This is a genomic window from Neorhizobium descurainiae (genome assembly GCF_051400715.1).
Classification (GTDB): domain Bacteria; phylum Pseudomonadota; class Alphaproteobacteria; order Rhizobiales; family Rhizobiaceae; genus Neorhizobium.
The window spans coordinates 352,711-376,849 of record NZ_JBLFFK010000004.1; the positions used below are offsets into that span (position 1 = coordinate 352,711).

The 24,139-nt window shown below is 61.7% G+C and carries 23 protein-coding genes; 10 read left to right on the top strand and 13 right to left on the bottom strand.

Annotation, left to right across the window (positions count from 1 at the left end; all coding sequences use genetic code 11):
- Positions 1–22: 22 nt before the first annotated feature.
- Positions 23–1,660, bottom strand: coding sequence for an ABC transporter substrate-binding protein (locus ACMGE0_RS10625; RefSeq protein WP_436815810.1), 1,638 nt, complete (start codon positions 1,658–1,660; stop codon positions 23–25).
- Positions 1,661–2,024: 364 nt separating this feature from the next.
- Here ACMGE0_RS10625 and ACMGE0_RS10630 point away from each other — a divergent pair, with 364 nt between their 5' ends.
- Positions 2,025–2,843, top strand: coding sequence for a sugar phosphate isomerase/epimerase family protein (locus ACMGE0_RS10630; protein ID WP_436815811.1), 819 nt, complete (start codon positions 2,025–2,027; stop codon positions 2,841–2,843).
- Between the two features lie 40 nt (positions 2,844–2,883).
- On the opposite strand, the gene ACMGE0_RS10635 is transcribed toward ACMGE0_RS10630, so the two are convergent.
- A complete protein-coding gene (locus tag ACMGE0_RS10635) occupies positions 2,884–3,570 on the bottom strand; it encodes a GntR family transcriptional regulator (RefSeq protein WP_436815812.1) in 687 nt (228 codons plus the stop codon).
- A gap of 247 nt (positions 3,571–3,817) precedes the next feature.
- On the opposite strand from ACMGE0_RS10635, the gene ACMGE0_RS10640 reads away from it, so the two are divergent.
- On the top strand, positions 3,818–5,095 hold the full coding sequence (locus ACMGE0_RS10640) for a cysteine desulfurase-like protein (protein WP_436815813.1): 1,278 nt from the start codon (positions 3,818–3,820) through the stop codon (positions 5,093–5,095).
- A gap of 34 nt (positions 5,096–5,129) precedes the next feature.
- Here the strand turns inward: ACMGE0_RS10640 and ACMGE0_RS10645 are convergent, their stop codons facing one another.
- The 3 genes from ACMGE0_RS10645 to ACMGE0_RS10655 are packed head-to-tail and all read right to left on the bottom strand — an operon-like array spanning position 5,130 to position 7,434.
- Entirely contained in the window at positions 5,130–5,639 is a 510-nt protein-coding gene (locus tag ACMGE0_RS10645) for a flavin reductase (RefSeq protein WP_436815814.1), read from the bottom strand.
- On the bottom strand, positions 5,636–6,730 hold the full coding sequence (locus tag ACMGE0_RS10650; protein ID WP_436815889.1) for an LLM class flavin-dependent oxidoreductase: 1,095 nt from the start codon (positions 6,728–6,730) through the stop codon (positions 5,636–5,638). Before ACMGE0_RS10650 ends, ACMGE0_RS10645 begins: the two co-directional genes overlap by 4 nt.
- Positions 6,731–6,741: 11 nt before the next feature.
- Positions 6,742–7,434 carry a GntR family transcriptional regulator gene (locus ACMGE0_RS10655; protein WP_436815815.1) on the bottom strand — a complete coding sequence of 231 codons (693 nt, stop codon included), beginning with the start codon at positions 7,432–7,434 and terminating at the stop codon, positions 6,742–6,744.
- Between the two features lie 244 nt (positions 7,435–7,678).
- Between ACMGE0_RS10655 and ACMGE0_RS10660 the strand changes: the two genes are divergently transcribed.
- Genes ACMGE0_RS10660 through ACMGE0_RS10670 form a run of 3 tightly spaced genes read left to right on the top strand, consistent with a single transcriptional unit; the run spans position 7,679 to position 10,334 of the window.
- A complete protein-coding gene (locus tag ACMGE0_RS10660) occupies positions 7,679–8,434 on the top strand; it encodes an HpcH/HpaI aldolase family protein (protein ID WP_436815816.1) in 756 nt (251 codons plus the stop codon).
- 9 nt (positions 8,435–8,443) lie between these two features.
- Positions 8,444–9,403: a C-terminal binding protein gene (locus tag ACMGE0_RS10665; RefSeq protein WP_436815817.1), complete on the top strand. Its 960-nt coding sequence runs from the start codon at positions 8,444–8,446 to the stop codon at positions 9,401–9,403.
- A 4-nt stretch (positions 9,404–9,407) separates the two neighbouring features.
- Positions 9,408–10,334, top strand: a complete 927-nt coding sequence (locus ACMGE0_RS10670) for an NADP-dependent oxidoreductase (RefSeq protein WP_436815818.1) — start codon at positions 9,408–9,410, stop codon at positions 10,332–10,334.
- 3 nt (positions 10,335–10,337) lie between these two features.
- Here ACMGE0_RS10670 and ACMGE0_RS10675 read toward each other — a convergent pair whose 3' ends face one another.
- Positions 10,338–11,144, bottom strand: a complete 807-nt coding sequence (locus tag ACMGE0_RS10675; RefSeq protein WP_436815819.1) for an aspartate/glutamate racemase family protein — start codon at positions 11,142–11,144, stop codon at positions 10,338–10,340.
- Positions 11,145–11,240: 96 nt separating this feature from the next.
- On the opposite strand from ACMGE0_RS10675, the gene ACMGE0_RS10680 reads away from it, so the two are divergent.
- On the top strand, positions 11,241–11,774 hold the full coding sequence (locus ACMGE0_RS10680; protein ID WP_436815820.1) for a winged helix DNA-binding protein: 534 nt from the start codon (positions 11,241–11,243) through the stop codon (positions 11,772–11,774).
- Here ACMGE0_RS10680 and ACMGE0_RS10685 read toward each other — a convergent pair.
- The 6 genes from ACMGE0_RS10685 to ACMGE0_RS10710 form a co-directional block, all read right to left on the bottom strand.
- Positions 11,753–12,544 carry a cyclase family protein gene (locus ACMGE0_RS10685; protein ID WP_436815821.1) on the bottom strand — a complete coding sequence of 264 codons (792 nt, stop codon included), beginning with the start codon at positions 12,542–12,544 and terminating at the stop codon, positions 11,753–11,755. The genes ACMGE0_RS10680 and ACMGE0_RS10685 overlap by 22 nt on opposite strands.
- Positions 12,541–13,785 (bottom strand): SDR family NAD(P)-dependent oxidoreductase, encoded by a 1,245-nt coding sequence (locus ACMGE0_RS10690; RefSeq protein WP_436815822.1) that lies wholly within the window; start codon positions 13,783–13,785, stop codon positions 12,541–12,543. Before ACMGE0_RS10690 ends, ACMGE0_RS10685 begins: the two co-directional genes overlap by 4 nt.
- Positions 13,785–14,960 carry a thiolase family protein gene (locus ACMGE0_RS10695; RefSeq protein WP_436815823.1) on the bottom strand — a complete coding sequence of 392 codons (1,176 nt, stop codon included), beginning with the start codon at positions 14,958–14,960 and terminating at the stop codon, positions 13,785–13,787. The genes ACMGE0_RS10690 and ACMGE0_RS10695 overlap by 1 nt, the downstream gene beginning before the upstream one ends.
- The gene (locus ACMGE0_RS10700; protein ID WP_436815824.1) at positions 14,960–15,385 is read right to left on the bottom strand and encodes an organic hydroperoxide resistance protein; all 426 of its coding nucleotides are present in this window, start codon (positions 15,383–15,385) and stop codon (positions 14,960–14,962) included. The genes ACMGE0_RS10695 and ACMGE0_RS10700 overlap by 1 nt, the downstream gene beginning before the upstream one ends.
- A gap of 71 nt (positions 15,386–15,456) precedes the next feature.
- A complete protein-coding gene (locus ACMGE0_RS10705; protein WP_436815825.1) occupies positions 15,457–17,070 on the bottom strand; it encodes an AMP-binding protein in 1,614 nt (537 codons plus the stop codon).
- A gap of 11 nt (positions 17,071–17,081) precedes the next feature.
- Complete coding sequence (locus tag ACMGE0_RS10710) at positions 17,082–17,510, bottom strand: hypothetical protein (RefSeq protein ID WP_436815826.1); 429 nt, start codon at positions 17,508–17,510, stop codon at positions 17,082–17,084.
- 408 nt (positions 17,511–17,918) lie between these two features.
- Here ACMGE0_RS10710 and ACMGE0_RS10715 point away from each other — a divergent pair, with 408 nt between their 5' ends.
- From ACMGE0_RS10715 to ACMGE0_RS10730, 4 genes are all read left to right on the top strand, one after another.
- Entirely contained in the window at positions 17,919–19,454 is a 1,536-nt protein-coding gene (locus ACMGE0_RS10715; RefSeq protein ID WP_436815827.1) for an ABC transporter substrate-binding protein, read from the top strand.
- Positions 19,455–19,531: 77 nt separating this feature from the next.
- Positions 19,532–20,548 (top strand): ABC transporter permease, encoded by a 1,017-nt coding sequence (locus ACMGE0_RS10720; protein ID WP_436815828.1) that lies wholly within the window; start codon positions 19,532–19,534, stop codon positions 20,546–20,548.
- Between the two features lies 1 nt (position 20,549).
- On the top strand, positions 20,550–21,407 hold the full coding sequence (locus ACMGE0_RS10725) for an ABC transporter permease (protein WP_436815829.1): 858 nt from the start codon (positions 20,550–20,552) through the stop codon (positions 21,405–21,407).
- On the top strand, positions 21,407–23,278 hold the full coding sequence (locus ACMGE0_RS10730; RefSeq protein WP_436815830.1) for a dipeptide ABC transporter ATP-binding protein: 1,872 nt from the start codon (positions 21,407–21,409) through the stop codon (positions 23,276–23,278). The genes ACMGE0_RS10725 and ACMGE0_RS10730 overlap by 1 nt, the downstream gene beginning before the upstream one ends.
- Before the next feature lie 27 nt (positions 23,279–23,305).
- Here ACMGE0_RS10730 and ACMGE0_RS10735 read toward each other — a convergent pair whose 3' ends face one another.
- Positions 23,306–24,010 (bottom strand): hypothetical protein, encoded by a 705-nt coding sequence (locus tag ACMGE0_RS10735; RefSeq protein WP_436815831.1) that lies wholly within the window; start codon positions 24,008–24,010, stop codon positions 23,306–23,308.
- Positions 24,011–24,139 lie beyond the last annotated feature (129 nt).

Sequence of the window (24,139 nt, forward strand, 5' to 3'; positions counted from 1 at the left end):
GGAGCGAAATGGAAGGACCCGGTCAGAGAACCCAGTTCGATGCACGGAAGTCCATGGCGAAGGCCGGAGCGGCCTTCCACTTCAGCGAGGACTTCATGCCGGTGAACACGGCGTTCTGGTGCAGAACCTGATAGACGGGGTCTTCGCGCTCGCAGATTTCCAGCATGCGGGCGATCGCCTTCTTGCGCAGCCCACGATCGGTCGAGGTTTCCATCACCGTGGAAAGCTGGTTCAGCTCGGCATTGGTCCAGTCCTTCTTCTGCTGGACTTCGCCGTTGGGCCCGAACTGCACGACCATCGGCGTGATCGGATCGTTGATGGTGTTGGAGGCAGACCAGTCACGGACGCCCTTGACGCCGGCCGGATCGTGGATCTGTCCCCAGTTCTCCTTCATCTCGATCTCGACGTTCAGGCCCACCTGTTTCCACATCTCGACCATGATCTGCGCGTTGGGGGTCTGGTTGGTGTAATAGTTGTTGAGCAGGCGGTAGGGTATGGCATCACCCTTGTAATTGGCCTGCTTCAACAGGTCCCGCGCCAGTTCGGGGTTGTATTCCGGCGGTGCCCAGCCTTCGATGAACATGTCCGCTGCGCCGAAGGATTCGAACTGCAGCCCTGCCGGGATCACGGTTTTACCTGCCCACAGCGCTTCGACGATCGCCTTGCGGTCGATGGAATGCGTCATCGCGCGACGCACCAGCGGATTGGCGAGAACCGGGTTCTGGACATTGAAGACCGAAACGCGATGGTTCCAAATGGTCGAGCTCTGGACTTCCAGGCCGGAAGCGGCCTGAACGGCAGCGATCTGGTCCGGCGGAAGGTCGCAGGCGAAATCGTACTCGCCGGAGAGCAGGCCGTTGACGCGGGAAGCGACTTCCGGAACCTCGACGAAGCGGATCTGCTCGAGCGGCGGGCGGCCACCCCAGTATTGGTCGAATGCCACCAGCGTCAGCGATACATCCGGCTTGTATTCGCCGACCATATAGGGGCCGGTCGTGACAGGCTTGCGTGCCCATTCGGTATAGCTGGCCGCCTCGTTCCAGGCCCGGCGGTTGGCGATTTGGCTGCCGCCGGAATAGAGGCGGCCCTCCAGCGTCACGTCCGGCGTCGCGTTGTGCAGACGCACAGTATACTTGTCGACGGCTTCGATCCCGGCGAGCGCCGGCCACAGGCGACGGCCTACGCCGGGCACGGATGCGGGCAGTTCCTTGACGGTCGCCGGCTTGTGCTCGTCAGCGAAGATCGTCTTGCCGCCCGCCGGTTCGGTATTGCCGAAGACGCGCTCCTTGGAGAAGCTGAACACGACGTCATCGGCCGTCAGTTCGTCGCCATTGTGGAACTTCACGCCCTGGCGCAGCTTCAGCTCGATGGTTTTGTCGTCGATGCGCTTCCATTCGGTCGCAAGGCCCGGAACAGGACCCTGATTGCCCATCCAGTCGCGCAGGATCAGGCCTTCCCAGAGGTTCGGAAAGAAGACGCGCTCGCCGACATTCGACTGCTCGTACCAGATGTCGAGCGTGTTGTTGTTGGTAATCTTCTGTACGGCGATCGTCACGGATGGGCGCTTTCCACCCTGGGCAATCGAGAAGCGGGGCAGGATCAGCGAGCCGGCAGCAGCGCCGGCCAGGCCGAGCGTGCTGCGACGGGTAAGATTGACCATGGAAGTCTCTCCTTTGGCTTCAGGTTGATGATCGGACTCGTTCAGCTCTCGCGCACGGGAGCCGAAATGCTGCTCGGAGAGTCTGGCTTTTCCGCCTGGAGGATCGCGCCCCTGGCCTGCAACGGTGGGAAGAGAATTCTTCGCTCGCCACTACCCCGAAATTGCGGGGGTATTTCGCGGGACCGTGTATCAGTTCCGTGACACTATTTTTGCGATTTGATGAAATTGAACACGGATGCAAATTTCGCGAAACCGTGTTACAAATGTAATATTGCCGACACAAAATTCTGGCATGGAACCCGCGCTGGGTCTTTTCTCCGGCACGCCCCTCCCGACATTTCCTCTGTTCCGATGGAGTTTTTCCATGTCTTCCCTTCCCGTGATCGGCGCCGCAATGACGCTGAACGAGCTCGAAATTCACCGCAGCTGGCTTTTCGAGAAGCAGCGCGATCTCGAACTGCAGGACTTCACTACGGCCGATGTCCTCAATAGCGATTGGGCGGCACTTGCGGAGCGTGCCAGGAAACTGCTCAACGGCTACCAGGGCCGTCTCGGCATCCATGGACCGTTCTGGGGCTTTACCATCGCCTCGCAAGACCCGGATATTCGTGCCGTCGTCGCCAGGCGCCTGAGACAGGGCCTGGATGTCTGTGCCGCCATCGGCGCCACCCAGATGGTCGCCCACAGCCCCTATTCCACCTGGTCCTACAACAACCTGGACAACAACAAAGGCGAGCACGACCGGATGATCGAACACGTGCATTTGACCATGCGCGACGCCGTCAAGCAGGCAGAAGATATCGGCGCCGTGATCGTCCTCGAAAACATCGAGGACATCGACCAGCATGCCCGCGTGGCACTTGCCGAGAGCTTCAACTCACCCGCGGTCGCCGTCTCGATCGATACCGGCCACGCCCAATACGCTCACGGCTCCACCGGTGCGCCGCCGGTCGATTATTACGTGAAAGCCGCCGGCAATCGGCTGCAGCACGTGCATCTGCAGGATGCCGACGGTTACGCCGACCGCCACTGGGCGCTCGGCGAAGGCAACATTCACTGGCGGTCGGTCTTCGCGGCACTTGCCGACCTCACCAGCAATCCGCGCCTGATCGTCGAGATCAAGGACAAGTCGAAGATTCCGGCTTCAGCTGAATATCTCGCCTCGCTGGGCCTCGCCCAGTAAGCCGCCAATAAGAGATATGACCCCGGAGACCGCGCCGGGGTCAATCCGGGCACATGTCTCGCAAGAGAACCTGTGTGGCGAGAATATCGCCGACCATCAATTCCCTGGCGCGCGCGCCATCCCGCTCGCGCAATGCCTCCACGATCTGGAAATGATAGGATGAGAAGGGGTGTACGACACCCTTGTCGAATTCCTTTTCCACGTAATTGGTCAGCATCCGCATGTAGGGGCCGAAACGCAGCCAGAGCATCTCGATATGCTGCGGCAGCACTTCGGAACCTGACATCTCGTATATGCCGAAATGGAAGGCCTGGTTCTTGCGCAGCATGCCATAGACGTCGCCGGCCTTGCCGGTCTCCTCATGCTCACGGGCGAGCGCTTCGGAGCGGTCGATGTCCTCGCCGGTCATATGTGCCGCAGCAAGTTCTGTCGCCAATCCCTCAAGGGCAATACGCGCCTGGCAGAGATCATCGAGCCGCCGGCGCGAGACGGCCGGAACCCGGGCGGATCCGTTATGGCCGATCTCCAGGCCGTTCTCTGCCGCGAGCCGCCGGAGCGCCTCGCGCACCGGCATATGGCTGGTGCCGAACTCGGTTGCCAGCGACGAAATGGTGATCGCCTGCGAGGGCGCGAAGGAGCCCCACATGAGCGCGCGGCGCAACTGTTCATAGACCGTATCCTGAACGGTCACGCGCGACGTCACCTTCGAAAGCCCCGTATCCGCCATTCCTGTCCTCTAATTCTTTCACATCACAACCAGGCCTCGCATAAGAGGCCGCGCTCTTCAAGTCTTCTCGCTGTCCGAACACCCTAGTCCCGTAACGCGATTCTCCCTTGATCAAATCCCGAGGGCACAATAGAACATCTGAAAGTTTGATCAAATGCTCATTCGGCAGTGAAGCAAGGATAACAGAGGATAGTTTCTTGTCACCTGCCGCCGTATTTCATCCAAAATCTGCATCTGGGAGAATTCCATGAACACGCATGTCACGGCCGGCGACAACATCGCCAAGGCTTTTCCGGTCGAGAAGGTCCGCGCCAAGTTTCCGGCGCTGCAAAAATACAAGGACTTCATCTTCTTCGAAAACGCCGGCGGTGCGCAGGTTCCCCAAACGGTTGTCGATGCCGTGGCCGCTCATCTTGTGGACTGCAACGTGCAGCGCATGGCGCCCTACCTGCACAGCCAGGGCGTCGACCGCACGGTGGCAGAGGGCCGGGTCAGCGTCGGCCTGCTGGTGAACGCCTATCGTCCGGAAGAAATCTCGTTCGGCTTGAACGCAACCTCCTTCATCCGCCTCGTCAGCCTCGGTATTGCCAAGATGCTCGACGAGCGTAACGAGATCATCGTCACCGACATGGACCATGACGCCGACATCGCCACATGGCTGGCGCTCGAAGCAGATGGCGCCAAGATCGTCTGGTGGAGGATGCGCGATGACGGCATGCTGCATCCCGAAGACTTGAAGCCGCTCCTGAACGACAAGACCCGACTCGTCGCCTGCACCGTCACCGCCCATTCGATCGGCACGATCGTCGATGTCGCAACCGTCGGCAAGCTGGCGCATGCGGCCGGCGCTGAAGTTTTCCTCGATTGCGTGCATTACGGCCCGCACGGCCTGATCGATGTGCAGGCGTGGGGTTGCGACTATCTCGTCTGCTCAGGCTACAAGAACTTCTCGCCGCATATGGGTTTCCTGTGGGGCCGCTACGACGCACTGGTGAAGCTGCCGACCTTCAAGGAAGACTTCATTCCGGACGTTCCGCCTTACAAGATCGAGGTTGGCACCTTCACCTATGAAAACGTCGCCGGTATGGATGCCGCCGTGCGCTACCTCGAGGAGCTCGGTCGTGAGTTCCTGCCCTCCGGCGAACATTCCCGCCGCGACGCGATCGCCGCCGCCATGGGTGCGATCCGCGCCTACGAGCAGACGCTGTCCAAGAAGATGCTCTCCGTTCTGAAGAAGCATGGCGCAGAAATCTACGGCATTTCCGACGAGGCACAGGTCGAGAAGCGCGTGCCGACCATCTGCTTCAATATTCCCGGCCTGACGCCGCAATATCTCGCCGCCGAACTTGGCAGGAACAGTATCGGCAGTCGCGACGGCCACATGTTCGCGCCGCGCCTTATGAAGCGCCTTGGCCTCACGATGGAGGCCGGTTGCATGCGCGTCTCCATGGTACACTACAACAAGTTCGAGGAGATCGACCGTTTCGACACGGTGCTCGGCGAGATCGTCGCCAAGGCGAGGTAAGAAACGAGGGGCCCGGCGCCCCCGCCCGGCCTGTTCATTTCAAGTGATGGTAGCGCCTGCGGAAATAGACGAGCGCTTCGTCATCATCCGCGCCGTGGGCGACGCCGATCACCCGGCAGAACAGCACATGATGCGTGCCGCTCTGGATCGCATTCTCCACCTCGCAATCGAATGCGACGATTGCACCGGTGAGCCGTGGCGAGCCCGTGGTCCCCACGATCCAGTCGCCGACAGCAAAGCGATCCTCCTGCGGCGTCGATCCGCCAAACAGTTTCGACACCGCCTCGTGGCCGGCGGCGAGCGTGTTGACGCAGAGCACGCGGTTCTTCTCGAACATGCCGGCGACCGAACTCGACCGGTTGAGGCAGACGAGCAACGTCGGCGGCCGGTCGGTTACGCTGCAGACAGCCGACGCAGTAAAGCCGGCGAGCCCGCCCGGCCCATCGGTCGTAACGACGTTCACAGCCGCAGCCAGTCGCGACATCCCCTCACGGAAAGCGAGCCGCGTCGCCTCGACCTCTTCGTTGACGGAATTCATGGTCATTCAACCCGCAGCCCCGCCTTTTTCAGGAGCGGCATGACCCGGTCGCAGAAGAAAGGCAGCTCATAGGTATAGTTGACGAAGGACATGGCGATGCCGGAATACCCCTGTTCGGAAATGGCGATCATATCTTCGACGATCTTCTCTGGCGTGCCGACCAGCGGATAACCGCCCGCGCCGCCGGCGAACCGCTTGCGGTATCGATCATAGGATTCCCTGTCGTGTGATTGGGAGAATTCCTTCTTGCCCGCCATGTGCGCCTCGACCGCCTCCTGGTCGGCAAGCGTCACGGCATAACGCTCATAATAGTCCTCCGCCTCCTGTTGGCTTTCGCGGCAGACCACATGGCAGACCGTGTAGGCGCCGACATCGCGGCCAAGCTTCTCTGCCCGGCTCTTGATGTCTTCCACATGCTTCCCGGCCTCGGAAATCTCGGTGAAGGTGGTGAAGAGATATTCGCAGTTCTTCGCCGCGAAATCACGGCCCGGCCCGCCAAAGGCGGCGTTCATGGTAACCGGCCGCGGCGACTGGAGGCTTGCCGGGCGGCTGACGACGTCTTTCAGCTTGTAATAGGTGCCTTCATAGTCGAACGGCGTGTCCGACATGTAGGCCCGTTCCATGATCTCCAGCCATTCCGCCGCCTGATCGTATCCCTTCTCCACCAAAGGTACGCCGAACATGCCGAACTCCTTTGGGTTCCAGCCGCAGACGATGTTGAGGCCGGCACGACCGCTGCTGATATGGTCCACCGTGGCAAGCGCCTTCGCAGCATAGAGCGGATGCACGAGCGGCACGTGCACCGTCATGAAAAGCCCGATCCGCTCCGTGACGGAAGCAAGCCCGGCCGCCCAGGTAAAGGTCTCAAAGGACCATTCGCGTACCCGGTTCTTGCCGCCGAACCCTTTCCAGCGGGCGATCGGCAGGAAGAAATCGAGTCCGCCGCGATCGGCGATCTGTGCGGCGTTGAGATTGTCCTCCCAGCGCGCCTGCCAGCGTTCCGGCACGTCGGTGATGGCTAGGCCGCCATCCGCATTGGCGGAAAACACTCCGAGCTTCAACCTGCTCGGCCCCTTGAGCGGATGCTGCTTGATGATCATACCGTTCCTCATCTGGCGTTTTTTCTGCGGGCGGAATGTTTCGCCTCCGCTTCCAACTGGCGCCGGCGAACGGAGAGATAGGCCTCCTCCGCCGCGAACATGAAAAGCATCATCCGGTCCTGCACCATCAGCGGATCGTGCGCCAGAAAGGCTGCATGGATGCGCGACAGCCCATCCATATACTGCCCGGCAGTATTAGGATCGGCAAAAGTTCCGAGCCGCACCGACTGGAAATAATCCATGAAACGGGAAATCGTCGCCGCCATATGCAGATTGCGGACGGCCTTGAGCCACGCATTCCGGAAATCCAGGTTGGCGGCCAGCAGCGCCGGAATGTCGCCTCGACCAAGGGCCTGCTCAATCCGCCTCATTGCTGCGGTCAGCTCTTCCTCGAGCTCGGGCGTCATGTCGCGCGCCGCACTCGCCGCCGCCCTGGGCTCGAGCTGCCTGCGCACTTCGAACAGGCCGGAAATGTCCTCCGGCGATAATTCCCGTACCATGAAACCGCGAGTCGTGCCGACCAGATAGCCCTCGGCCACCAGCCGTAACAGCGCCTCGCGCGCCGGCATTCGGGAAATGCCCTTCGCCGCAGCGATCTCCGTATCGACCAATCGATCGAACGGAGAAATCGCACTCCGCTGCAGCTTCAACCGCAGGTCGGAACAGATGGCATCCACCAGATTGTCACTCGGCTTCAGCATGGAACCTCCTGCGCAATCAGTATACTGTTTGCTCCAAATTTCAAGCGAAATTCGTGAAATATCGCCACAAATGAGTTTCTCTTCGTAGAATTAGTATACGGATTACGGGCAGAAACGGAGGCATGCTTTATTCAACCACCCCTCGTTATTCGGCTTGCAGCGCCAATAATTTTAGGCTTAAACTTTATTTGAGACGGCCAGCGCCAGCCAAACCCGCAGAGGGACAAATCTCCAGAGGATCGTCATGAATGATTTCCGCAAGAAGTGCATCGGCCATCAACGGGTGATCGGCACCTTCGCCGCCATACCCCATCCCGTCGCGATCGAGGTGACGGCCGCGACCGGACTCGACTTCCTGTGCATCGACGCCGAGCACTCGCAGATCGACCGCGAGTTGATCGAAAACCTGGTGCGCGCTTCCGATGCGCATCGCGTGCCGGCCATGGTGCGCGTACCGAGCCATGGATCGGAATGGATCGCCTCGGTGCTCGATGCGGGCGCCGCCGGCGTGCTGGTACCGCGCGTCTCCACCGCCGCTCAGGCCAGGGCCGCGGTCATGGCCACCCGTTATCCGCCGGTCGGCGAGCGTGGCGTCGGCCCCGGCCGCGCCTCCGCCTATGGCTACCGCATTCCCGACTACCTGAAAGCGGCCAATGAAAACCTCGTTCTGGCGATCCAGATCGAGACCGCCGAAGGACTTGCCAATGTCGAGGAAATCGTTGCCGTTGAGGGCGTCGATGTGATCTTCATCGGCCCCGGCGACCTCTCCGTCTCAATCGATGCCATGGGTCCGGCCGGCGCAGAAAAGCTCAACGCTGCGATCACCACCATCACCAGCGCCGCCCGCAAGGCCGGCAAGGCGGTCGGCATCTTCCGTCCTTCGGCCGATGATGTGGGCAAATGGGCCGAAGCCGGCATCAGCTTCTATCTGCTCGCCAGCGACACCATGTTCCTCGGGGCGAGCCTTGCCGCCGGCGCCGCAGCCGCCCGCAACGCGTGAGGTGAAGCCATGAAGATCATCAAGACCGACGGCATGCTCACCGTCGAGCCGGAACAGCTCGCCTATCTCGAAGGGCTCGGCGCCGATTTCATCGAAAAGACCCTGCTCACCGAAGACGCGCTGATCGCCGAAGCGAAAGATGCCGACGCGCTGATGGTGCTGCGCGAGCCGATCACCGCGCGCGTCCTCTCCGAACTCAAGAACCTCAAGGTCATAGGCCGCTTCGGCGTCGGCCTCGACTCCATTGATGTGGAAGCCTGCACCAAAGCCGGCGTGCAGGTCACCTACGTGCCGGATTCCAATATCGACGAGGTGAGCACCCACGCGATGGCGCTGATCCTGTCGCTGGCTCGCAAGCTCAAGACCTATGACAGCGCGGTCCGCAAGGGCCGCTGGTTCGCGATGGACGATGGCGCCGGCATCACAAGGCCGAGCAAGCAGGTTCTTGGCCTCATCGGTTTCGGTCAGATCGGCCGTCTGACCGCCGGCAAGGCGAAGACCTTCGGCTACGAGATCATCGCCTACGATCCCTATATGCCTGCCGAGAAGATTTCCGCTGCCGGAGCCAGGCCGGTTTCCCTGGATGAACTTTTCGCTCAGGCCGATTTCGTCTCGCTGCACATTCCGGCGACACCCGAAACTCGCAACATCGTCTCGGCCGAGGCGTTGAAGAAGATGAAGAGGGGTGCCTTCGTCATCAACGTCTCACGCGGTGGCCTGGTGGACGAAGGGGCATTGGCCGAAGCGATCACGAGCGGCCATATCGCCGGCGCGGGCATCGATACATTCGAGAAAGAGCCTCCGTCCCCGGACAACCCACTCCTGGCTCTCGAGCAAGTCATCGTCTCTCCTCACGCGGCGCATTATTCGACGCAGAGCTATGCCGAAGTGCGCAGCAAGGTCTTTGCGGATGTCGCGGCCGTGCTGAGAGGCGAGAAGCCGAAATATCCGGTCAATTTCAAGGGATGACACCGTGAAGGCCATTCAATACAGCGAACATGGTCCGGCGGAGGTGATGCATTATGTCGATCTGCCCGATCCGGTTGCCGGGCCGGGCCGGGTCCTCGTCAAGATCGAGGCCGCGAGCGTCACACCCTTCGACTGGAAGCTCCGCGCCGGACACCTGAAAAGCCATTTCACGCTGCCGATGCCCAGCGTGCCTGGGCGCGATGGCGGCGGCACGGTGGTCGCCGTAGGCGACGGCGTCAGCGAATTCAGAGCCGGCGATAGAGTGGTCGTCACGGCCGGCGTCTTCACCCAGGGCGGCTATGCTGAAATGATCGCCGTCGACGAGAAAAATGCGGTTAAAATCCCCGGCAGTCTTTCGACCGTCGAGGCTGTCGCGTTGACCAATGCCGGCTTGAGCGCCTGGATCGCGGTGCGCACGGCCGAGGTCAAGTCCGGCGACAAGGTGCTGGTCCACGCGGGCGCCGGTGCGGTCGGAGGTCTCCTCGTCCAGCTCTGTCACCATCTCGGAGCGAGGGTCACCGCCACCTGCCGCTCGACCAACCGGGATTACGTTCTCGGCCTCGGAGCCGACCAGGTGATCGCTTACGACCGGGAGGACTTTTCCGGAGTCCTGAAGGAGCAGGACATCGTTTTCGACCTGATGGGCGGCGACATTCACGACAAGTCCTACAAGGTTCTGAAAAAGGGTGGCCACCTCGTCTGGTTGGTGGCCGATCCGATCAGGGATCGCAGCGCCGAGTTCGGCGTAAAAGTCACCCGCGCCATGGTGACCGACGACAAGTCCGCCCTGCAGGCGATGATGGACCTGGCCGGCGCCGGCGTCATCAAACCGCAGGTCGCCCGCACCATGCCGCTTTCCGAAGCGGCTGAAGCCCACAGGCTGATGGAAAAAGGCGCCATCTCCCGCGGGCGCCTGATACTGGTCATGTGACTCTCAGGTGCCGCTCGGGAACAGCGGCGCCTGACGCCCCTTGGCGACGAACGTTCGAAAATCCTCGACCGCACCCTCATTGGCGAGCGCGCAGAACGGCCCGCGGCTGACTTCGATGCCGTTGATCTTCTGCAGCCGCACGTCCATTTCGGCGCTCTTCAGAGCCACCGCCGCTGTGTTCACCACCGGCGCATGCAGCACCTTGAACCCGTATTCGCCACCCACCAGCAGGCCGGGAAGCACGCCCGCCGGCACGACCACGTCCGCTCCGTCCCGTACCAACGGCTCGGCGCAGGCGGTAAAATTCGCGAGCATCCGCTTGCGCGCCTCGTCGTCACCGGCAAAGGCGGCGCTGAAATCCGACGGTTCGCAATTCATGCCGGCCACATGCCGCACGCGGCTTCCGAGGCCGTAGAGGTCGGCCTGTTCGTAATGCCAGACCTGGAAGACGTCATCGAGCGTGACGAGCGCCATGCGCCGGCCGAGCCGCGCGGCATAGTGCATGCAGACCTCACCCGCGCCGATCACCGGGATCGTCAATGCCGATTTGAGCTCGTAAAGGCCAGGATCCTGGAAATGGCCGATGACGACGGCATCATAACCGCGGCTTGCCGCTTCCAGCCCGTTGTCGATGGCGATCGCGGCGCAACGGAATTCCGCCAGCCGCCCGAAGTGCCGGTCCGGCGGGCTGATGCCGAAGACATCCACCGTCGTGCCCGGTTCGGCAATGCCGTTCAGATAGTCCGAAAGCCGCTTCATATATGCGGCGCTTGCGGTGGCATCGATGAAGCTTTGCCAGAAGATGCGCATTGTCCCCTCTTTCGTTTGCCGTTGACGCCAAATCGCTCTCGTCAAAACGGCAATTTAAAGCTTTACTCCCGGCACAGGAACAGTCCGGAGAGCCGCATGACCACGACCGAGAACCCGCTGAGTGACCCGACCGTGGAAGTATCGGAAGCGGCGCTCACGGAGTTCGAATGGTCGCTGTGGCGGATTTCCGCAGCCTTCCTGCGCTGGCAGTCGGAATGCTCGAGCGAGCTTGCCGGCGCCGGCTTGAGCGGCCTCGACACCGCCATCCTGCACACGATCCGTTACCGCAGCAAGCCGAAAGGACTCGGCGAAATCTCCCGCCTGCTCGGCCGCGACGACACCGCCAATATTCAATACGCCATCAAGAAGCTGCAGACCCTGCAGCTCATCGAGCGCGTCAAAGGCCGGTCTCGCAAGGACACGCTTTATACGCCCAGCCGCAAAGGCACCAAGCTCACCCAGGACTACCGGACGCTGCGGCGGCACCTGCTGGTATCGCTGATCCAGAAGATGGATCACGCGGAACAGGGGCTCGGCGATGCCACGGAGATGCTGGAACTGCTGACGAGCTTCTACGACACCGCAGCCCGGCGCGTGGCGAGCGGCTCTCATCCGGTGGAGCGCTCCTGAACCAGCGCCAGCACGCGGAGCGGACTGCCCGATCCGTTCTGGATCTTCAACGGCGCGGATACGATCACCGCTCCGGTCGCTGGAAGTTGGTCGAGATTGGCGAGACATTGCAGCCCGTATCGCCCTGCGCCATGCAGATAGTGATGCGCCGGATAGGGCGGTGAGAAATGCCCGGCCTGACCGGCATCCGTGCCGATCGTCTCGGTTCCGAAGCCTATGATGTCTCGCTCTTCGACCAGGAAGCGCATCACTTCCGCATCCGGCCCTGGCGTATGGGCGCCGTCGGCGAGAAGGTTCGCGTAGGCGGCGCCCGTTTTCTTCGACCAGTCGGTGCGCAACAGCACCCAGGACCGTGGCGGGATGCGGCCGTGCTTCTTTTCCCATTTGGCCACGTCGGCGACAGTCAGCAGAAAATCCGCATCCTTCGCCGCTTCCGCGGAACAGTCGATCACACAGGCAGGCGCGATCATGTCGGACGGCGGCAGCGTATCCACGGAATTGAGCGGCAGGTCGCGGCCCGTATACCAGTGGACCGGCGCGTCGAAATGCGTACCCGTGTGCTCGCCGAAGGAAAGATTGTTCCAGTACCAGGCAGGCCCGGCCGCATCGTAACGGGAAATCCGCTCCATGCGGAACGGCGCCGACTGCCCAAGCTCCGGCGGCATGACGATAACCGGAAAATCCGGCGAAAGCGTATGGGTAAGATCGACAATGCGGATCTGCCCCCTCGCCAGTGCACCTGCAAAGGTGGCGAGAATATCCCCGCTCATTGGCCTGCCTCCCGCTCCACCGCCTTCGGATTGTCGAACAGCCGCGCCTCGATGTCCTTGGCGACATCGCCGACATAGATGTCTTCCAGTCCGCGCCTCAGCCCGTCGACGACGGTATCCGCCAGAGCCTTCGGCGCCACTTTGGGCGGCGGCATGGTCTGGAACCACTCCGTATCGAGCGGCCCGGTGAAAGCGTTGATCACTCGCACGCCGCCGTGGCGAAGTTCGCCCCGCAGCCATTGCGACAGCGAAAGGCAGGCCGCATGTGCCGCCGAATGCACGCCGAACTGCGGCGCGTTGCCGAGCCCGTGAACCGAAAGCACGTTGACCCAGGCGACGGCCCCGGTCTTGCCGTCGGCGCCTCGCGACCGCATCACCGGCCCGAACGCCTGAGCCAGCCGCATGAGCCCCATGAAGGTATGGTCGATCGCTTCACGCGCCATATTGATCGCACCGGCGTTGAAGAGATGTGCCGGCCGCACATGGTCGGCGGTGTTGATCAGGATTTCCACCTTGGCCCCGATATCCATCGCAAGCTCCTGGACGGAACGCTCGCTGGTCAAATCCAGATTGACGAGCTCGACCCCTTCGATCGCTTCGAGCGCCTTCTGCTGTTCGAACGGCTTCCACCGATCCGCCACACCGACGAAAATCTTCGCCGCACCCGCTTTTTTCAGTGCAATCGCAAGCGCCACGGCAATCGGACTGCGCCCGTCCGTGATCAGCACCCGCCGGTATTTCGGATCGGCGGTCATTTCCCGCCATTGGGGATCGTCTTCCATATTCGGCGTCTCCGAAACGGGTCTGGCGAAGAGCACGGCCTGGCCGGCACGGTCGAGCTGCAGTGACAAAGTGACCTGACTGCCGGGGCCGCCGCAATCGCCATGCAGGTGTACGACCGCGCTTGGCCCGCAATCGAGCCGCACGAGACCGGTGCGCCAGGGCATGTGCTCACGGAAATAGGGATCGCTGGTCACCTCGATCCGGGTTTCCGAAAGCAGCACCCCGCGTGTCGGCGCATCCTTGAAAGGCAGGTCGGCAGAAAGACAGTTCGGACAAGCTTCACGGGCGGGATAGATATATTGTCCGCATTCGCCGCAGCATTGCAGCATGAAGCGGCCCGTCGCCGCGGCAAGTGTCAGCCCATGCGCCTTACGGCTGCGGGCAGCGGGCGGCAGAAGCGGTTGCCGCGTACGGGCAAGCGGGTTCTTTTTGTTCGGTTTGGCAAGCGGTTCGGTCATCAGGCCCTCGCCAGGATGGCGGCCGCCGAGGCAAGCCCGCGGTCGTAATTGATCATGCCGAAGCCGGAAGCGAGACCGAGCTTCGCATCGTTGACCTGCGTACCACCCGCAACGCCAAGAAGCTGGCGCATCGCTTCGGTGATACCGAGATGTCCGCCGGCCGCACCTGCCTGGCCGACGGAAAGCTGGCCGCCCGACGTGTTGTGCGGAAAGGAGCCGTCGATTGTAAACGTGTGCTGCCGCACGAAATCCGGTCCCTCGCCTTTGGCACAGAACCCGAGGTCTTCGAATTGCATCATCGAAATGACCGCATAATCGTCATAGGTCTGGACGAAATCCACGTCACCGGGTCCGACACCCGCCATGCCGTAGAGTTCGTCGCGATCGATCGCCCAGCCGCCGCGCACCTGCACCGGGTCATCCGGAAAGGCATTGTGCCGTTCGATCGCCGAGAGCAGCCGCACGAACGGCAGCCCGAGCGAGGCCGCAGTCTCTTCCCGCATTACCAGAAAGGCCTCGGCGCCGGCACAGGGCATAACGCAGTCGAACAAATGGAAAGGCTCGGCGATGGGTCGCGCCGACAGATATTGCTCCAGCGTAAGCGGTTTCTTCATCAGGGCATGCGGATTCTTGAGCGCATTATCGCGCTGGGCAACGCAGAGCTTGCCGAAATCCTCGCGCGTCGCCCCGTAACGATCCATGTAATGGCGGGCGATCAGCGCAAAGCTGCCGTTGGGCCCACCGGCGCCATACGGGTATACCGCGTCTTGGGAGAAGCGCGAGAAGCCGGCAAGCAGGTTGCGGAAACCGTCCACCCGATTGGTATCGGCGGCAACGCAGGCGACGATATCCGCATCGCCCGCCTGCACGGCCCGGGCCGCGCGGCGGATCGAGACGATGCCGGAAGCGCCGCCCATCGGCACATGGTCGAGATGGCGCGGCGTGAGACCAAAATGCTGGGTCAGCGCGATAGCGCTGTCCGGTCCCATCGTGAAGCTCGACACCGAAAAGCCGTCGAAATCCTTATGGCTGATCCCTGCACCTTCCGCCAGTGCCCTGAGCGCCTTGCCCATCCACCAATGTGCGCGCTCGATGGAATAGCGCTGGTAAGGCACCGTCACCGGCACCGCCAGCACCACGCCATCATAAGACTGCCGCGCGCGGGAAAGCGCCATCAGGCGACCGTCAGCTTCACGTCGACATTGCCGCGGGTGGCATTGGAATAGGGGCAGCGCTCATGCGCGCCGGCGACGATCTCTTCCGCCATGACCCGATCAATGCCCGGCAGAGACGCGACGAGTTCGACCGCCAGCGCGTAGCCCACCGGCACCGGACCGATCCCCACCCTGGCGGTAATCGAGGTATCGTCGGGCAGCGCAACCTTCCTGTTGCGGGCAACGAGTTTGACCGCTCCGAGGAAGCAGGCGGCATAACCGGCCGCGAAGAGCTGCTCCGGATTGGTGCCTTCGCCGCCCGGTCCGCCAAGCCCTTTCGGAACGGAGAGATTGACCGAAAAACCGCCGTCGACGCTCTGGGCTTTGCCTTCGCGCCCGCCATGGGCGGTAACGGCGGTCTCGTAGAGGATCTTTTCCGGGGTCATGCAAGCCTCCATATAAGGATTTTAGCTTTGATTTATTATATAGCAGAGAATGTTCCCACCCGAAAGCCGCGTCAGCCCGTCTTCCGGATTGACGCTTTCAGCTTGCGCAGGTCGATCGCCGAACCATCTTCGACGGCCTTGGCGGCCATGGTCTTGATCTCGCCCCGCTGCAGTTTCTGGGTGGAACTCACCGGCAGCCTGTCGATGAAGACGACATAACCGGGAAGCTTGTGATAGGCGATATGCGCGCTAGCCGCCTCGATGACCCGCTTTGCTCTCTCTACGGGTTCGCCCAATTCCACCGCCTCGCTTTCGACAATGAAGGCGAAGACCTCTTCGCCGCGCAACTCGTCCGGTACCGGCGTTACGGCGGAAGCCTTCACGCGCGAATCCTTGGCAAGGGCTGCTTCGACTTCCAGAACGGCGATATTCTCACCGCTGCGGCGGACGATGCTCTTCTTGCGGTCGAAGAAATAGAGAAGCCCCTTTTCATCCGCATAGACGACGTCGCCCGTGTGGAACCAGCCGCCTTCCCAGGCTTCTTCGGTCGCTTTCTCGTCCTTCAGGTACCCGCTGAAGAACCCGTCGCGCGGATTTTCTCCGTTGGCGCGCACCAGAAGTTCGCCCGGCTTGCCGAGCTCGACGTCGTTGCCGGCGTCATCGACGATGCGGAAATCCATGCCCTCGCGCGGTCGGCCGATGCAGCGCAGCCCGGGCGTATAGTCGTCCGCGGCCGTCGTCGTAACCGCACGGCCGCCGGTTTCCGTCATCGCCCAGGCCTCGACGATCGGAATGCCGTAGCGCGCCTCGAACTCGATCTTGTGGCGCGCATCGACGCCGGGCCCCAGCGCGAATTTTACCCGATGCGCTCGTTCAGCGTCGACCACCGGAAGCTGGAGCAGGATCGCGGGAATGACGCCGAGGCAGTGAATGATGGTTGCGCCGGAATCGGCGATCGAAGCCCACCAGGAACTCGAATGGAAGCGGTCAAGCGGGACGATCACGCCACCCTTCATGATCATGCCGACGGCCGTGCAGCCGAGCGCGTTCATGTGGAACATCGGCAGCGGCGTCAGCGCCACTTCAGCTCCCTCGCTCATTTGCGCGATACCGCCTTGGGTCGTGTACCATTCGGCGACGGTGACGAAGTAAATGTTGGACAGGATGCAGCCTTTCGGCTTTCCGGTGCTGCCGGACGTGAACAGCAGCGCACATTCCTGTTCGGGTCCGCCGGGACGCGCCTCATGAGGCTCCGGAGACGATGGAATGTCGTCGCCAACGGCAATTACCGTTACTTTCCCCGGGCTGATATCGCGCAACTCATCCAGCCGTTCCGCGATCACGACCATCAGCGGCGCCTCGGCCATGTCGAGCTGAAAGAGCAGCTCGTCATGGCGGAGATCCGGATTGATCGGCACGATCGAGACGCCGATCGCATTCAGCGCCAACCAATAGTCGAAGAACTCGGGCCTGTTTTCGAGGAGCAGCGCCACCCGCGATCCGATCCCGTATCCGGCATCCGCAAACTTCTGCTTCAGGAGGCTGACGCGCGCAAGGACCTCACCGTAGCTGTAACGGAAACCGTCGGGCGCGTATGGCAACCTGGCGCTCTTCGGCGCGATCAGCATGGGCGCATCCGGATTTTTCAGCGCCTGATATTCGAAGAGCAGATAGGGAGAATGCATGATTCTTGTCCTTATGCCCGCTCAAGCAGGCCTTTGATCAGGAACATCTCGGCTTCGTGAATCGTGCCGAACTGAATCCATTCCGCATCCGTCTGTGTCTCCAGTCGCCAGGTGAGCAGTGTCACCACGCATTTATCCGGTCCCATGCGGAGAAGCTCCCCCGGGATGACCCTCGACATATTGCGGAACTGCATGGTCTCTTTCGAGCCGCCGACCTCGTAGTCCACCTGGAAACGGGCTCGGTCGACATTCAGCCGCACGAATGTCTGCTTGCCGGTGAATGTTGACGTGCCGCAGAAAAGCCCCGGCTCCACCTCGGTGCGGTTGAGGCTGCCCCAGGCCCACTGCCCCTGCTTCAGCCCGTCCGACATGAGCTCGAAAGCGACCGCCGCCGGGCGCTCCACCATGATGCTGCTGGAATGGCAATGCGGATCGATCATGAGATTTCCCCTCGCGCCGTTGGAGGCATTTTCCCTAAAAGGCATTTTAAGCATAAAATAATAGGAAAGCACGTCAACGGGATTTTTTGCGAAGGGGCATCCCGGCACCGCCGCACGATTGCCGCCTACCGGATCTTGCAACTTCCCGTTCATGCAAGAACCCGCTTTTCCGGCCTTTCCAACCACCTACGACGCTCCGATTCTCAATTTTGCGCCATCCGAAATTTTAGGCTTGAAGTAATTTATACCTCGTTCTACCATCCCCTCAATTGTTATGGGGACTGCCGCAAAGAACGGCATCGGACAGGACCATCAGAAGCCCCTGGCAGGATTGCAGGCTAGCGTTTTCAGAAAACCGCCGCAGGTCCGTCGGCCCTTGTGCCGATGGAAAGAACCAGAGGGATCGCCATGACTTTCGAAATCGACCGCAGAAATCTCCTGCAGATGCTCGGCCTTGCCGCCGTCGGCGGCTCAGTGCTCTCGCAGGCCACCTTTGCCTTTGCTCAAGGCTCCGACAATGTCACCATCGGCTGGCCCAGCGACGTGCCGTCCTGGGACCCGAACCTGCGTTTCGTTCCGGATGCGCAGCCGATCTTTAAGCTGGTCTTCGACCAGCCGCTCGATCAGGCGCCCGACCTGAAGCTCATTCCCAACCTCATCACCAAATGGGAACTGCAGCCGGACGGCCTCTCCATGCCCTTCGAGATCCGCAGCGACGTGAAGTTCCACAATGGCGACCCTATGACGATGGAGGATTTCAAATACACCTTCGTCGAGCGTATCAAATCGGGCCTGAAGCTCGATATCGCCAATTCCTGGCGCACGCTGACCGATATCGAGATCACCTCGCCGACATCAGGCGTCATGAAGTTTTCCGCTGCGACACCGACTGCGCCGCAATGGCTTGCCTTCCTCGGCAGCTATCTCGTGCCGAAGAAATATGTCGAATCCGTCGGGCCGGAGGAGTTCGCCAAAAAGCCGATCGGCACCGGTCCTTACAAGCTCGTCGACTACCAGATGAACTCGCGCATCGTGCTGGAACGCAACGACGATTATTTCGGCGCCAAGCCGAAGATCAAGCGCGTCACGATCGACATCATCAAGGACCCTTCGGCTCGCACCGCCGCCATCCAGTCCGGCCAGGTGGACCTGACCGTCAACATCCCGGTTCGCGAAGCCGAACGCCTCGGCAAGACCGAAGGTCTGACGGCCGAGATCAACCCTTTCACCCGCCTGATCCTGCTCCAGATGCGCAATGACATGGGTTTTGCCGACAAGGCCGTTCGCCTTGCCGCCCATCACGCCATCGACAAGGCCGCGCTCTCCAAGGCCTTCTACGGCGGTGCCGCCGTTCCGCTCTCCATTCCGGCCACGCCGGGCACGCCGGGTTATATCGAGGACTACAAGTTCTCCTACGATCCGGATCTCTCGAAGAAGCTGCTGGCCGATGCCGGCTACACCGCCGACAAGCCGGCGGCGTTTACGCTGGCCGCCACCAACGGCCAGTTCCCGAGCGATTTCGACATCGCCCGCGCCCTCGTCCAGATGTGGCAGAAGGTCGGCCTGAAAGTCGAGCTGCAGCAGATCGAATATTCGAAATATTTCGAGCTGAACCGCGGCGGTAAGCTGCCGGAAGCAACCCTCTACAGTTTCGACAACGCCACCGGCGACCCGGAAATCTTCTCCGGCTATCTCATGAACCCGAAGATGCCGTTCGGCGCCTGGAAGGGTCAGGAAATCGGCGACAAGATCCTCAAGCTCTTTGTCGAACCCGTCTATGAGAAGCGCATCGCCGGCTACAAGGACGTGGCCAAGGAAGCCGTCGAAACGGGCGCCAACATCCCGATCCTGCAGAGCGTCCAGACGCTTGTGCGCAAGAAGAACCTCAACTACGTCAAATACGGCAATGCCTGGGTTCTCGGCAGCACTATGTCCTGGTCATAAGCTGATCTCTATGAAATCTCTAGGGGGTCCGGATGCGTCCGGACCCTTTCCCTGACATCGTAATACGGGGCAAACGCATGTTTGCGACCATTGCCAAGCTCTTGGTAAAGCGCGTCCTCACCGCGATACCGATCCTGCTCATTGTTTCCGCACTTCTTTTCTGCATCCTGCGCATCCTTCCGGTCGATCCGGCTGCCATGTCGCTGCCGCCGAATGCGACGGTCGAGGAGGTCGAGGCCATGCGCAAGGAAATGGGGCTCGACCGGCCGCTCTACGAGCAATACGGCATCTGGCTCGGCAAGCTGCTGGAGGGCGATGTCGGCCGCTCCATCCATTTCCGCCAGGACGTGACGTCACTGATCGGTTCGACGCTGCCCGCCACCATCGAGCTTGCCGTCATTGCCATGGTGATCGCCACCGTCTTCGGCCTCGCCGGCGGGCTTTTCCTCTTCTATGTACGCGGCACCCGCGCCGAAGCGGTGATGGATTTCTTCTCCATCCTGCTGCTCTCGCTCCCGGAATTCCTCTGGAGCCTGTTCCTGCTCCTCATTTTCGGCGTCTTCTTCGAAGTCCTGCCCTTCACCGGGCGGCTGAGCCCCGGTTTCGAGCGTCCCGTCGTCACCGGATTCCTGCTGATCGACAGCCTGATCACCGGCAATATCTCGACCTTCTTCAATGCCTTGCAGCACATGATCCTGCCATGCCTGGCCCTCGGCATCGCGCTCTCGCCCTCGTTGATGCGCGTGCTGCGATCAAGCCTGCTTGATGCCTATCAGGACGATTACATTCAGCAGGCGCGGCTGCGCGGTCTCTCCGAAAAGCGCATCCTGATCCGCCATGGCTTGAAGAATGCCATCCTGCCGGCGTTGAGCCTCATGGGCGTGCAGTTCGGCTTTCTCTTCGGCGGCACGCTTCTCGTCGAGATCATCTATTCCTATCCGGGCATGGGCAACCTGATGGTCGATGCGATCCGCAACGCCGACCTGCCGATCATCCAGGGTGCGGGGCTGACCTATTGCATCGCCGTTCTGGTGATCAGCATCGTGGTCGACAGCCTCTACCTGGTCCTCAACCCGAAACTGAGGGTGCGCTGACATGCGACCGCTTCCGCTCTGGCTGAAATCCGGCCGTGTCCAGACCGGCCTCGTCATCATCTTCATCCTTGCCGTCTGCGCGATCTTCGCGCCTTATCTGGCGCCGAACGATCCGAACGAGCAGAACCTCCTGAGCATCCTGACGCCGCCTGCCTGGGCGGACGGCGGTGATCCCATGTTTCCGCTCGGCACCGACAGTCTCGGCCGCTGTATCCTGTCGCGGCTGATCTACGGCGCCAGGGTGGCGCTGACCGTCGCCTTCACCGCCTCGATCGGCGCGATGATCATCGGTGCGATCTTCGCCCATATCGCCGGTTATTTCGGCGGCTGGGTCGATTGGCTGATCGGCCGCGTCGTCGAGATCTGGCTCTCCTTCCCTCCGGTCATCCTCTCGCTCATCCTCATGGTCGGCCTGGGCACGGGACTGCGCAATGTCGTGCTGGCGATCATCCTGGTCGACTGGACGCGCTTCTGCCGCGTGCTGCGAAGCGAGGTGATCGTCCTGCGCCGACGCGACTATGTCGCCGCCGCCCAGCTCGTCGGATTCTCCCACTGGCGGACCATCACCCGTGAAATCCTGCCCGGCACGCTGCCGCTCCTCATCACCCTGATGAGCCTGGAAATGGGCGTTGCCGTCATCGTCGAGGCGATTCTCTCTTTCGTCGGCATGAGCGTCGGCTCGGAAACCGCCGCCTGGGGCCAGATGATCGCCGACGCGCGCCAGAACATCTACGAAGCCCCGTTCAACCTGATCGCGCCGATCTTCGCGATCTTCTTCGCAGTCTTCGGCTTCAATATCCTGGGCGACGGATTGCGCCGCACCCTCGATACGCGCCTCACCCAGACGGAGCGCACCTGATGACCAATTCCCTTGGGCCTATCCTCTCCGCACACAACCTCTGCGTCGAATCGCTCGGCGGGAAGGAAAGCTTTCCGGTCCTGACCGACCTCAACTTCTCGCTGGAGCCGGGAAAAATCCTCGGTCTCGTCGGGGAATCCGGCGCCGGCAAGTCGATGATCGGCCGCACGATCTCGCAATACCTGCCGAAGGGTTTCGCGGTCACCAAAGGCACGCTGGAATTCGACGGCGAGGACTTGGTGAGCATGGCGCCGGAACGCCGCCGCAGCCTGCTCGGCCGCGACATCGCCTTCATCCCGCAAGAACCGCTTTCGGGCCTCAACCCGGTCTTGAGCGTCGGCCAGCAGATGAAGGAACATCTGCTGCGCATCGGTCTCGCGCCCGGCGAGAACTGGCGCGAGCGGGCTCTGAAGGAATTCGAAGCGGTGCATCTGCCGCATGGCGCAGCCTTGCTCGACAAATATCCGCACCAGCTTTCCGGCGGCATGTGCCAGCGCATCCTGATCGCCATGGCCTTTGCCAGCCGCCCGCGCCTTCTGATCGCCGACGAACCGACCACGGCACTCGACGTGACGATCCAGGCCCGCATCGTCAAGCTGATCGCCGAAATGCAGAGGCGCGACGGCACGGCGGTGATCTTCATCACGCACGATTTGCGGCTTGCATCGCAGATCAGCGACGAGATCATGGTGCTCTATGCCGGCCGCCCGGCCGAACGCGGCCCGGCAAAACAGCTATTCTCTGCACCGGCGCATCCCTATACGCGTTGTCTGCAGCTCGCCAACCCAACGATCAGCGGCCCGCGCCGCGGCCTTTTCATCCTCCCGGAGCGCATGCCCGGCCTGCGCGTCCTGAAGGAGCTGAAAGGTTGCCGCTTCGCCTCCCGCTGTCCGAACGCAGTCGAGGCTTGCACCGAGAGCGAACCGCCGCTCGCCGATATCGGGCCGAACCACATCGCCGCCTGCATTCGCACGGAGAAGACGCCGGAGATCGTGCCGCCGCCGTTGGCTCCCGGCCGCGAGGCCGCATCGGCCAAAGCGCATCTGCTGGGCGAAAAGCTTACCAAGGCCTATACGACCGCCTGGAGCCCCTTCGCCAGGCGCAGCAGCTTCAAGGCGGTCAACAGTGTCGATTTCACCCTCGGCGAGGGCGAATTCGTCGGAATCGTGGGGGAGAGCGGCAGCGGCAAGAGCTCGCTCGCCCGCCTGGTCGTCGGCCTCGACACGCCAACCGGGGGCAGGATCACGCTTGCCGACCGCGACGTGACTGCAAACGGCAACGCGGAAAAAGCCTATCGCCGGGAATATATCCAGATGGTGTTCCAGGACCCCCAATCGGCGCTCAACCCGCGAAGGCGGATCGGCAGCATCGTCACGCAGGCGAACGAGGCGACCGGCCTGCACAACAGCACCCGCGAACGCATGGACCGGGCGGCCGAGCTGTTGAAGGAAATCGGGCTTCCGCCGGATGCGGCCATGCGCTTTCCCTCTCAGCTTTCCGGCGGTCAGAAGCAGCGCGTCAACATCGCCCGCGCCCTATGCACCTTGCCGCGCATTCTCGTCGCCGACGAGATCGTTTCCGGCCTCGACGTCTCTGTCCAGGCCCAGCTTCTCGATCTGCTCCTGAAGCTGCGCGACGAACACGGCTTCTCGATGCTGTTCATCTCGCACGACCTCTCCGTGGTGCGCTATCTCTGCGACCGGGTCATGGTCATGTATCGTGGTGAAGTCGTCGAAAGCGGCAAAACGGAAACCGTCTTCGCCGATCCGCAGCATCCCTATACCCGAAGCCTGCTGGCCGCGGTGCCGCCGGACGACGTCAACATGGAATGGTCTCCGGTGCTTTCGGAGGCGAGCTACCGGATCGAATAGCTTCACACCTGTGACGGCCCTTATCCTTCAGGGACGAATAATCTGCGTCTCCATGGGATAGTGGGAATTGCCGCCCTCGAAGGGTGGGAAAGTCTTGAAGTCCTCGCGCATGGCGATGCGCGCGGGAGATCGCAGTGCTGCCTGCAGCGCTGCCGGACTGTCGAACATCACCCGGTTGCGCTGCATGTGGTTGACCCGTTCCCACGGCAGGAAACCGCACCAGTCTATGCGCGACAGCACCTCGATTTGCCGGATGCCCGGAAAGGTGCGCATCACCTGAGGATGGTGGCTGACATAATGATGCAGCCAGACGTTCAGGTCTTCGGCCGGACCGGTATAATGCACGACATAGGAGCAGGGATTGCCGTTCTTTTCGGTATCGAGCTTGCCGTCGTCGACCGGAAAGGGCCGCACATACATAGCCTGCTGCGTCGCCCTGGCGCCGCGGATGCTGGAAAGCACGCCGGAAGCCGCAAGCTGCTGCAGATGGCCGGCCGGCGCCATGGCCTCTTCAAGCTCGGTCAACTCGTTGAAATAGAGCTGCATGCCGAAGACCGGCGGCAGCTCCTTCTCGTTGAACATGTCGTCCGTAGTCTCAGGCGCATAAAGGTTGGCCGATGTAAGCCCCGGCGTCAGCCTGACGATCTCCGCGACGGTCTCGACATCCGCCTTGCTCACGGCAAGCTGGCTGCCATCGGTGTTTTCGAAGAAGGCAAAATAGGCAAAACGCATGGCTGGATTTCCTGCTTTCCACGGCCGCAACGCTTGGGCGGCGGCCTCTGTTCCCCGTATCGAGGGCTTACTATCGGACCATAGCCGAGGAAAAACAAGTTTAGACTTAAACTATTTTTGAAACGCGCT

Bases quoted from the DNA above. Each gene is read 5' to 3' on its own strand.
- ACMGE0_RS10625 (WP_436815810.1), bottom strand. From the start codon at position 1,660: ATGGTCAATCTTACCCGTCGCAGCACGCTCGGCCTGGCCGGCGCTGCT.
- ACMGE0_RS10630 (WP_436815811.1), top strand. From the start codon at position 2,025: ATGTCTTCCCTTCCCGTGATCGGCGCCGCAATGACGCTGAACGAGCTC.
- ACMGE0_RS10635 (WP_436815812.1), bottom strand. From the start codon at position 3,570: ATGGCGGATACGGGGCTTTCGAAGGTGACGTCGCGCGTGACCGTTCAG.
- ACMGE0_RS10640 (WP_436815813.1), top strand. From the start codon at position 3,818: ATGAACACGCATGTCACGGCCGGCGACAACATCGCCAAGGCTTTTCCG.
- ACMGE0_RS10645 (WP_436815814.1), bottom strand. From the start codon at position 5,639: ATGACCATGAATTCCGTCAACGAAGAGGTCGAGGCGACGCGGCTCGCT.
- ACMGE0_RS10655 (WP_436815815.1), bottom strand. From the start codon at position 7,434: ATGCTGAAGCCGAGTGACAATCTGGTGGATGCCATCTGTTCCGACCTG.
- ACMGE0_RS10660 (WP_436815816.1), top strand. From the start codon at position 7,679: ATGAATGATTTCCGCAAGAAGTGCATCGGCCATCAACGGGTGATCGGC.
- ACMGE0_RS10665 (WP_436815817.1), top strand. From the start codon at position 8,444: ATGAAGATCATCAAGACCGACGGCATGCTCACCGTCGAGCCGGAACAG.
- ACMGE0_RS10675 (WP_436815819.1), bottom strand. From the start codon at position 11,144: ATGCGCATCTTCTGGCAAAGCTTCATCGATGCCACCGCAAGCGCCGCA.
- ACMGE0_RS10680 (WP_436815820.1), top strand. From the start codon at position 11,241: ATGACCACGACCGAGAACCCGCTGAGTGACCCGACCGTGGAAGTATCG.
- ACMGE0_RS10685 (WP_436815821.1), bottom strand. From the start codon at position 12,544: ATGAGCGGGGATATTCTCGCCACCTTTGCAGGTGCACTGGCGAGGGGG.
- ACMGE0_RS10690 (WP_436815822.1), bottom strand. From the start codon at position 13,785: ATGACCGAACCGCTTGCCAAACCGAACAAAAAGAACCCGCTTGCCCGT.
- ACMGE0_RS10695 (WP_436815823.1), bottom strand. From the start codon at position 14,960: ATGGCGCTTTCCCGCGCGCGGCAGTCTTATGATGGCGTGGTGCTGGCG.
- ACMGE0_RS10700 (WP_436815824.1), bottom strand. From the start codon at position 15,385: ATGACCCCGGAAAAGATCCTCTACGAGACCGCCGTTACCGCCCATGGC.
- ACMGE0_RS10705 (WP_436815825.1), bottom strand. From the start codon at position 17,070: ATGCATTCTCCCTATCTGCTCTTCGAATATCAGGCGCTGAAAAATCCG.
- ACMGE0_RS10710 (WP_436815826.1), bottom strand. From the start codon at position 17,510: ATGATCGATCCGCATTGCCATTCCAGCAGCATCATGGTGGAGCGCCCG.
- ACMGE0_RS10715 (WP_436815827.1), top strand. From the start codon at position 17,919: ATGACTTTCGAAATCGACCGCAGAAATCTCCTGCAGATGCTCGGCCTT.
- ACMGE0_RS10720 (WP_436815828.1), top strand. From the start codon at position 19,532: ATGTTTGCGACCATTGCCAAGCTCTTGGTAAAGCGCGTCCTCACCGCG.
- ACMGE0_RS10725 (WP_436815829.1), top strand. From the start codon at position 20,550: ATGCGACCGCTTCCGCTCTGGCTGAAATCCGGCCGTGTCCAGACCGGC.
- ACMGE0_RS10730 (WP_436815830.1), top strand. From the start codon at position 21,407: ATGACCAATTCCCTTGGGCCTATCCTCTCCGCACACAACCTCTGCGTC.
- ACMGE0_RS10735 (WP_436815831.1), bottom strand. From the start codon at position 24,010: ATGCGTTTTGCCTATTTTGCCTTCTTCGAAAACACCGATGGCAGCCAG.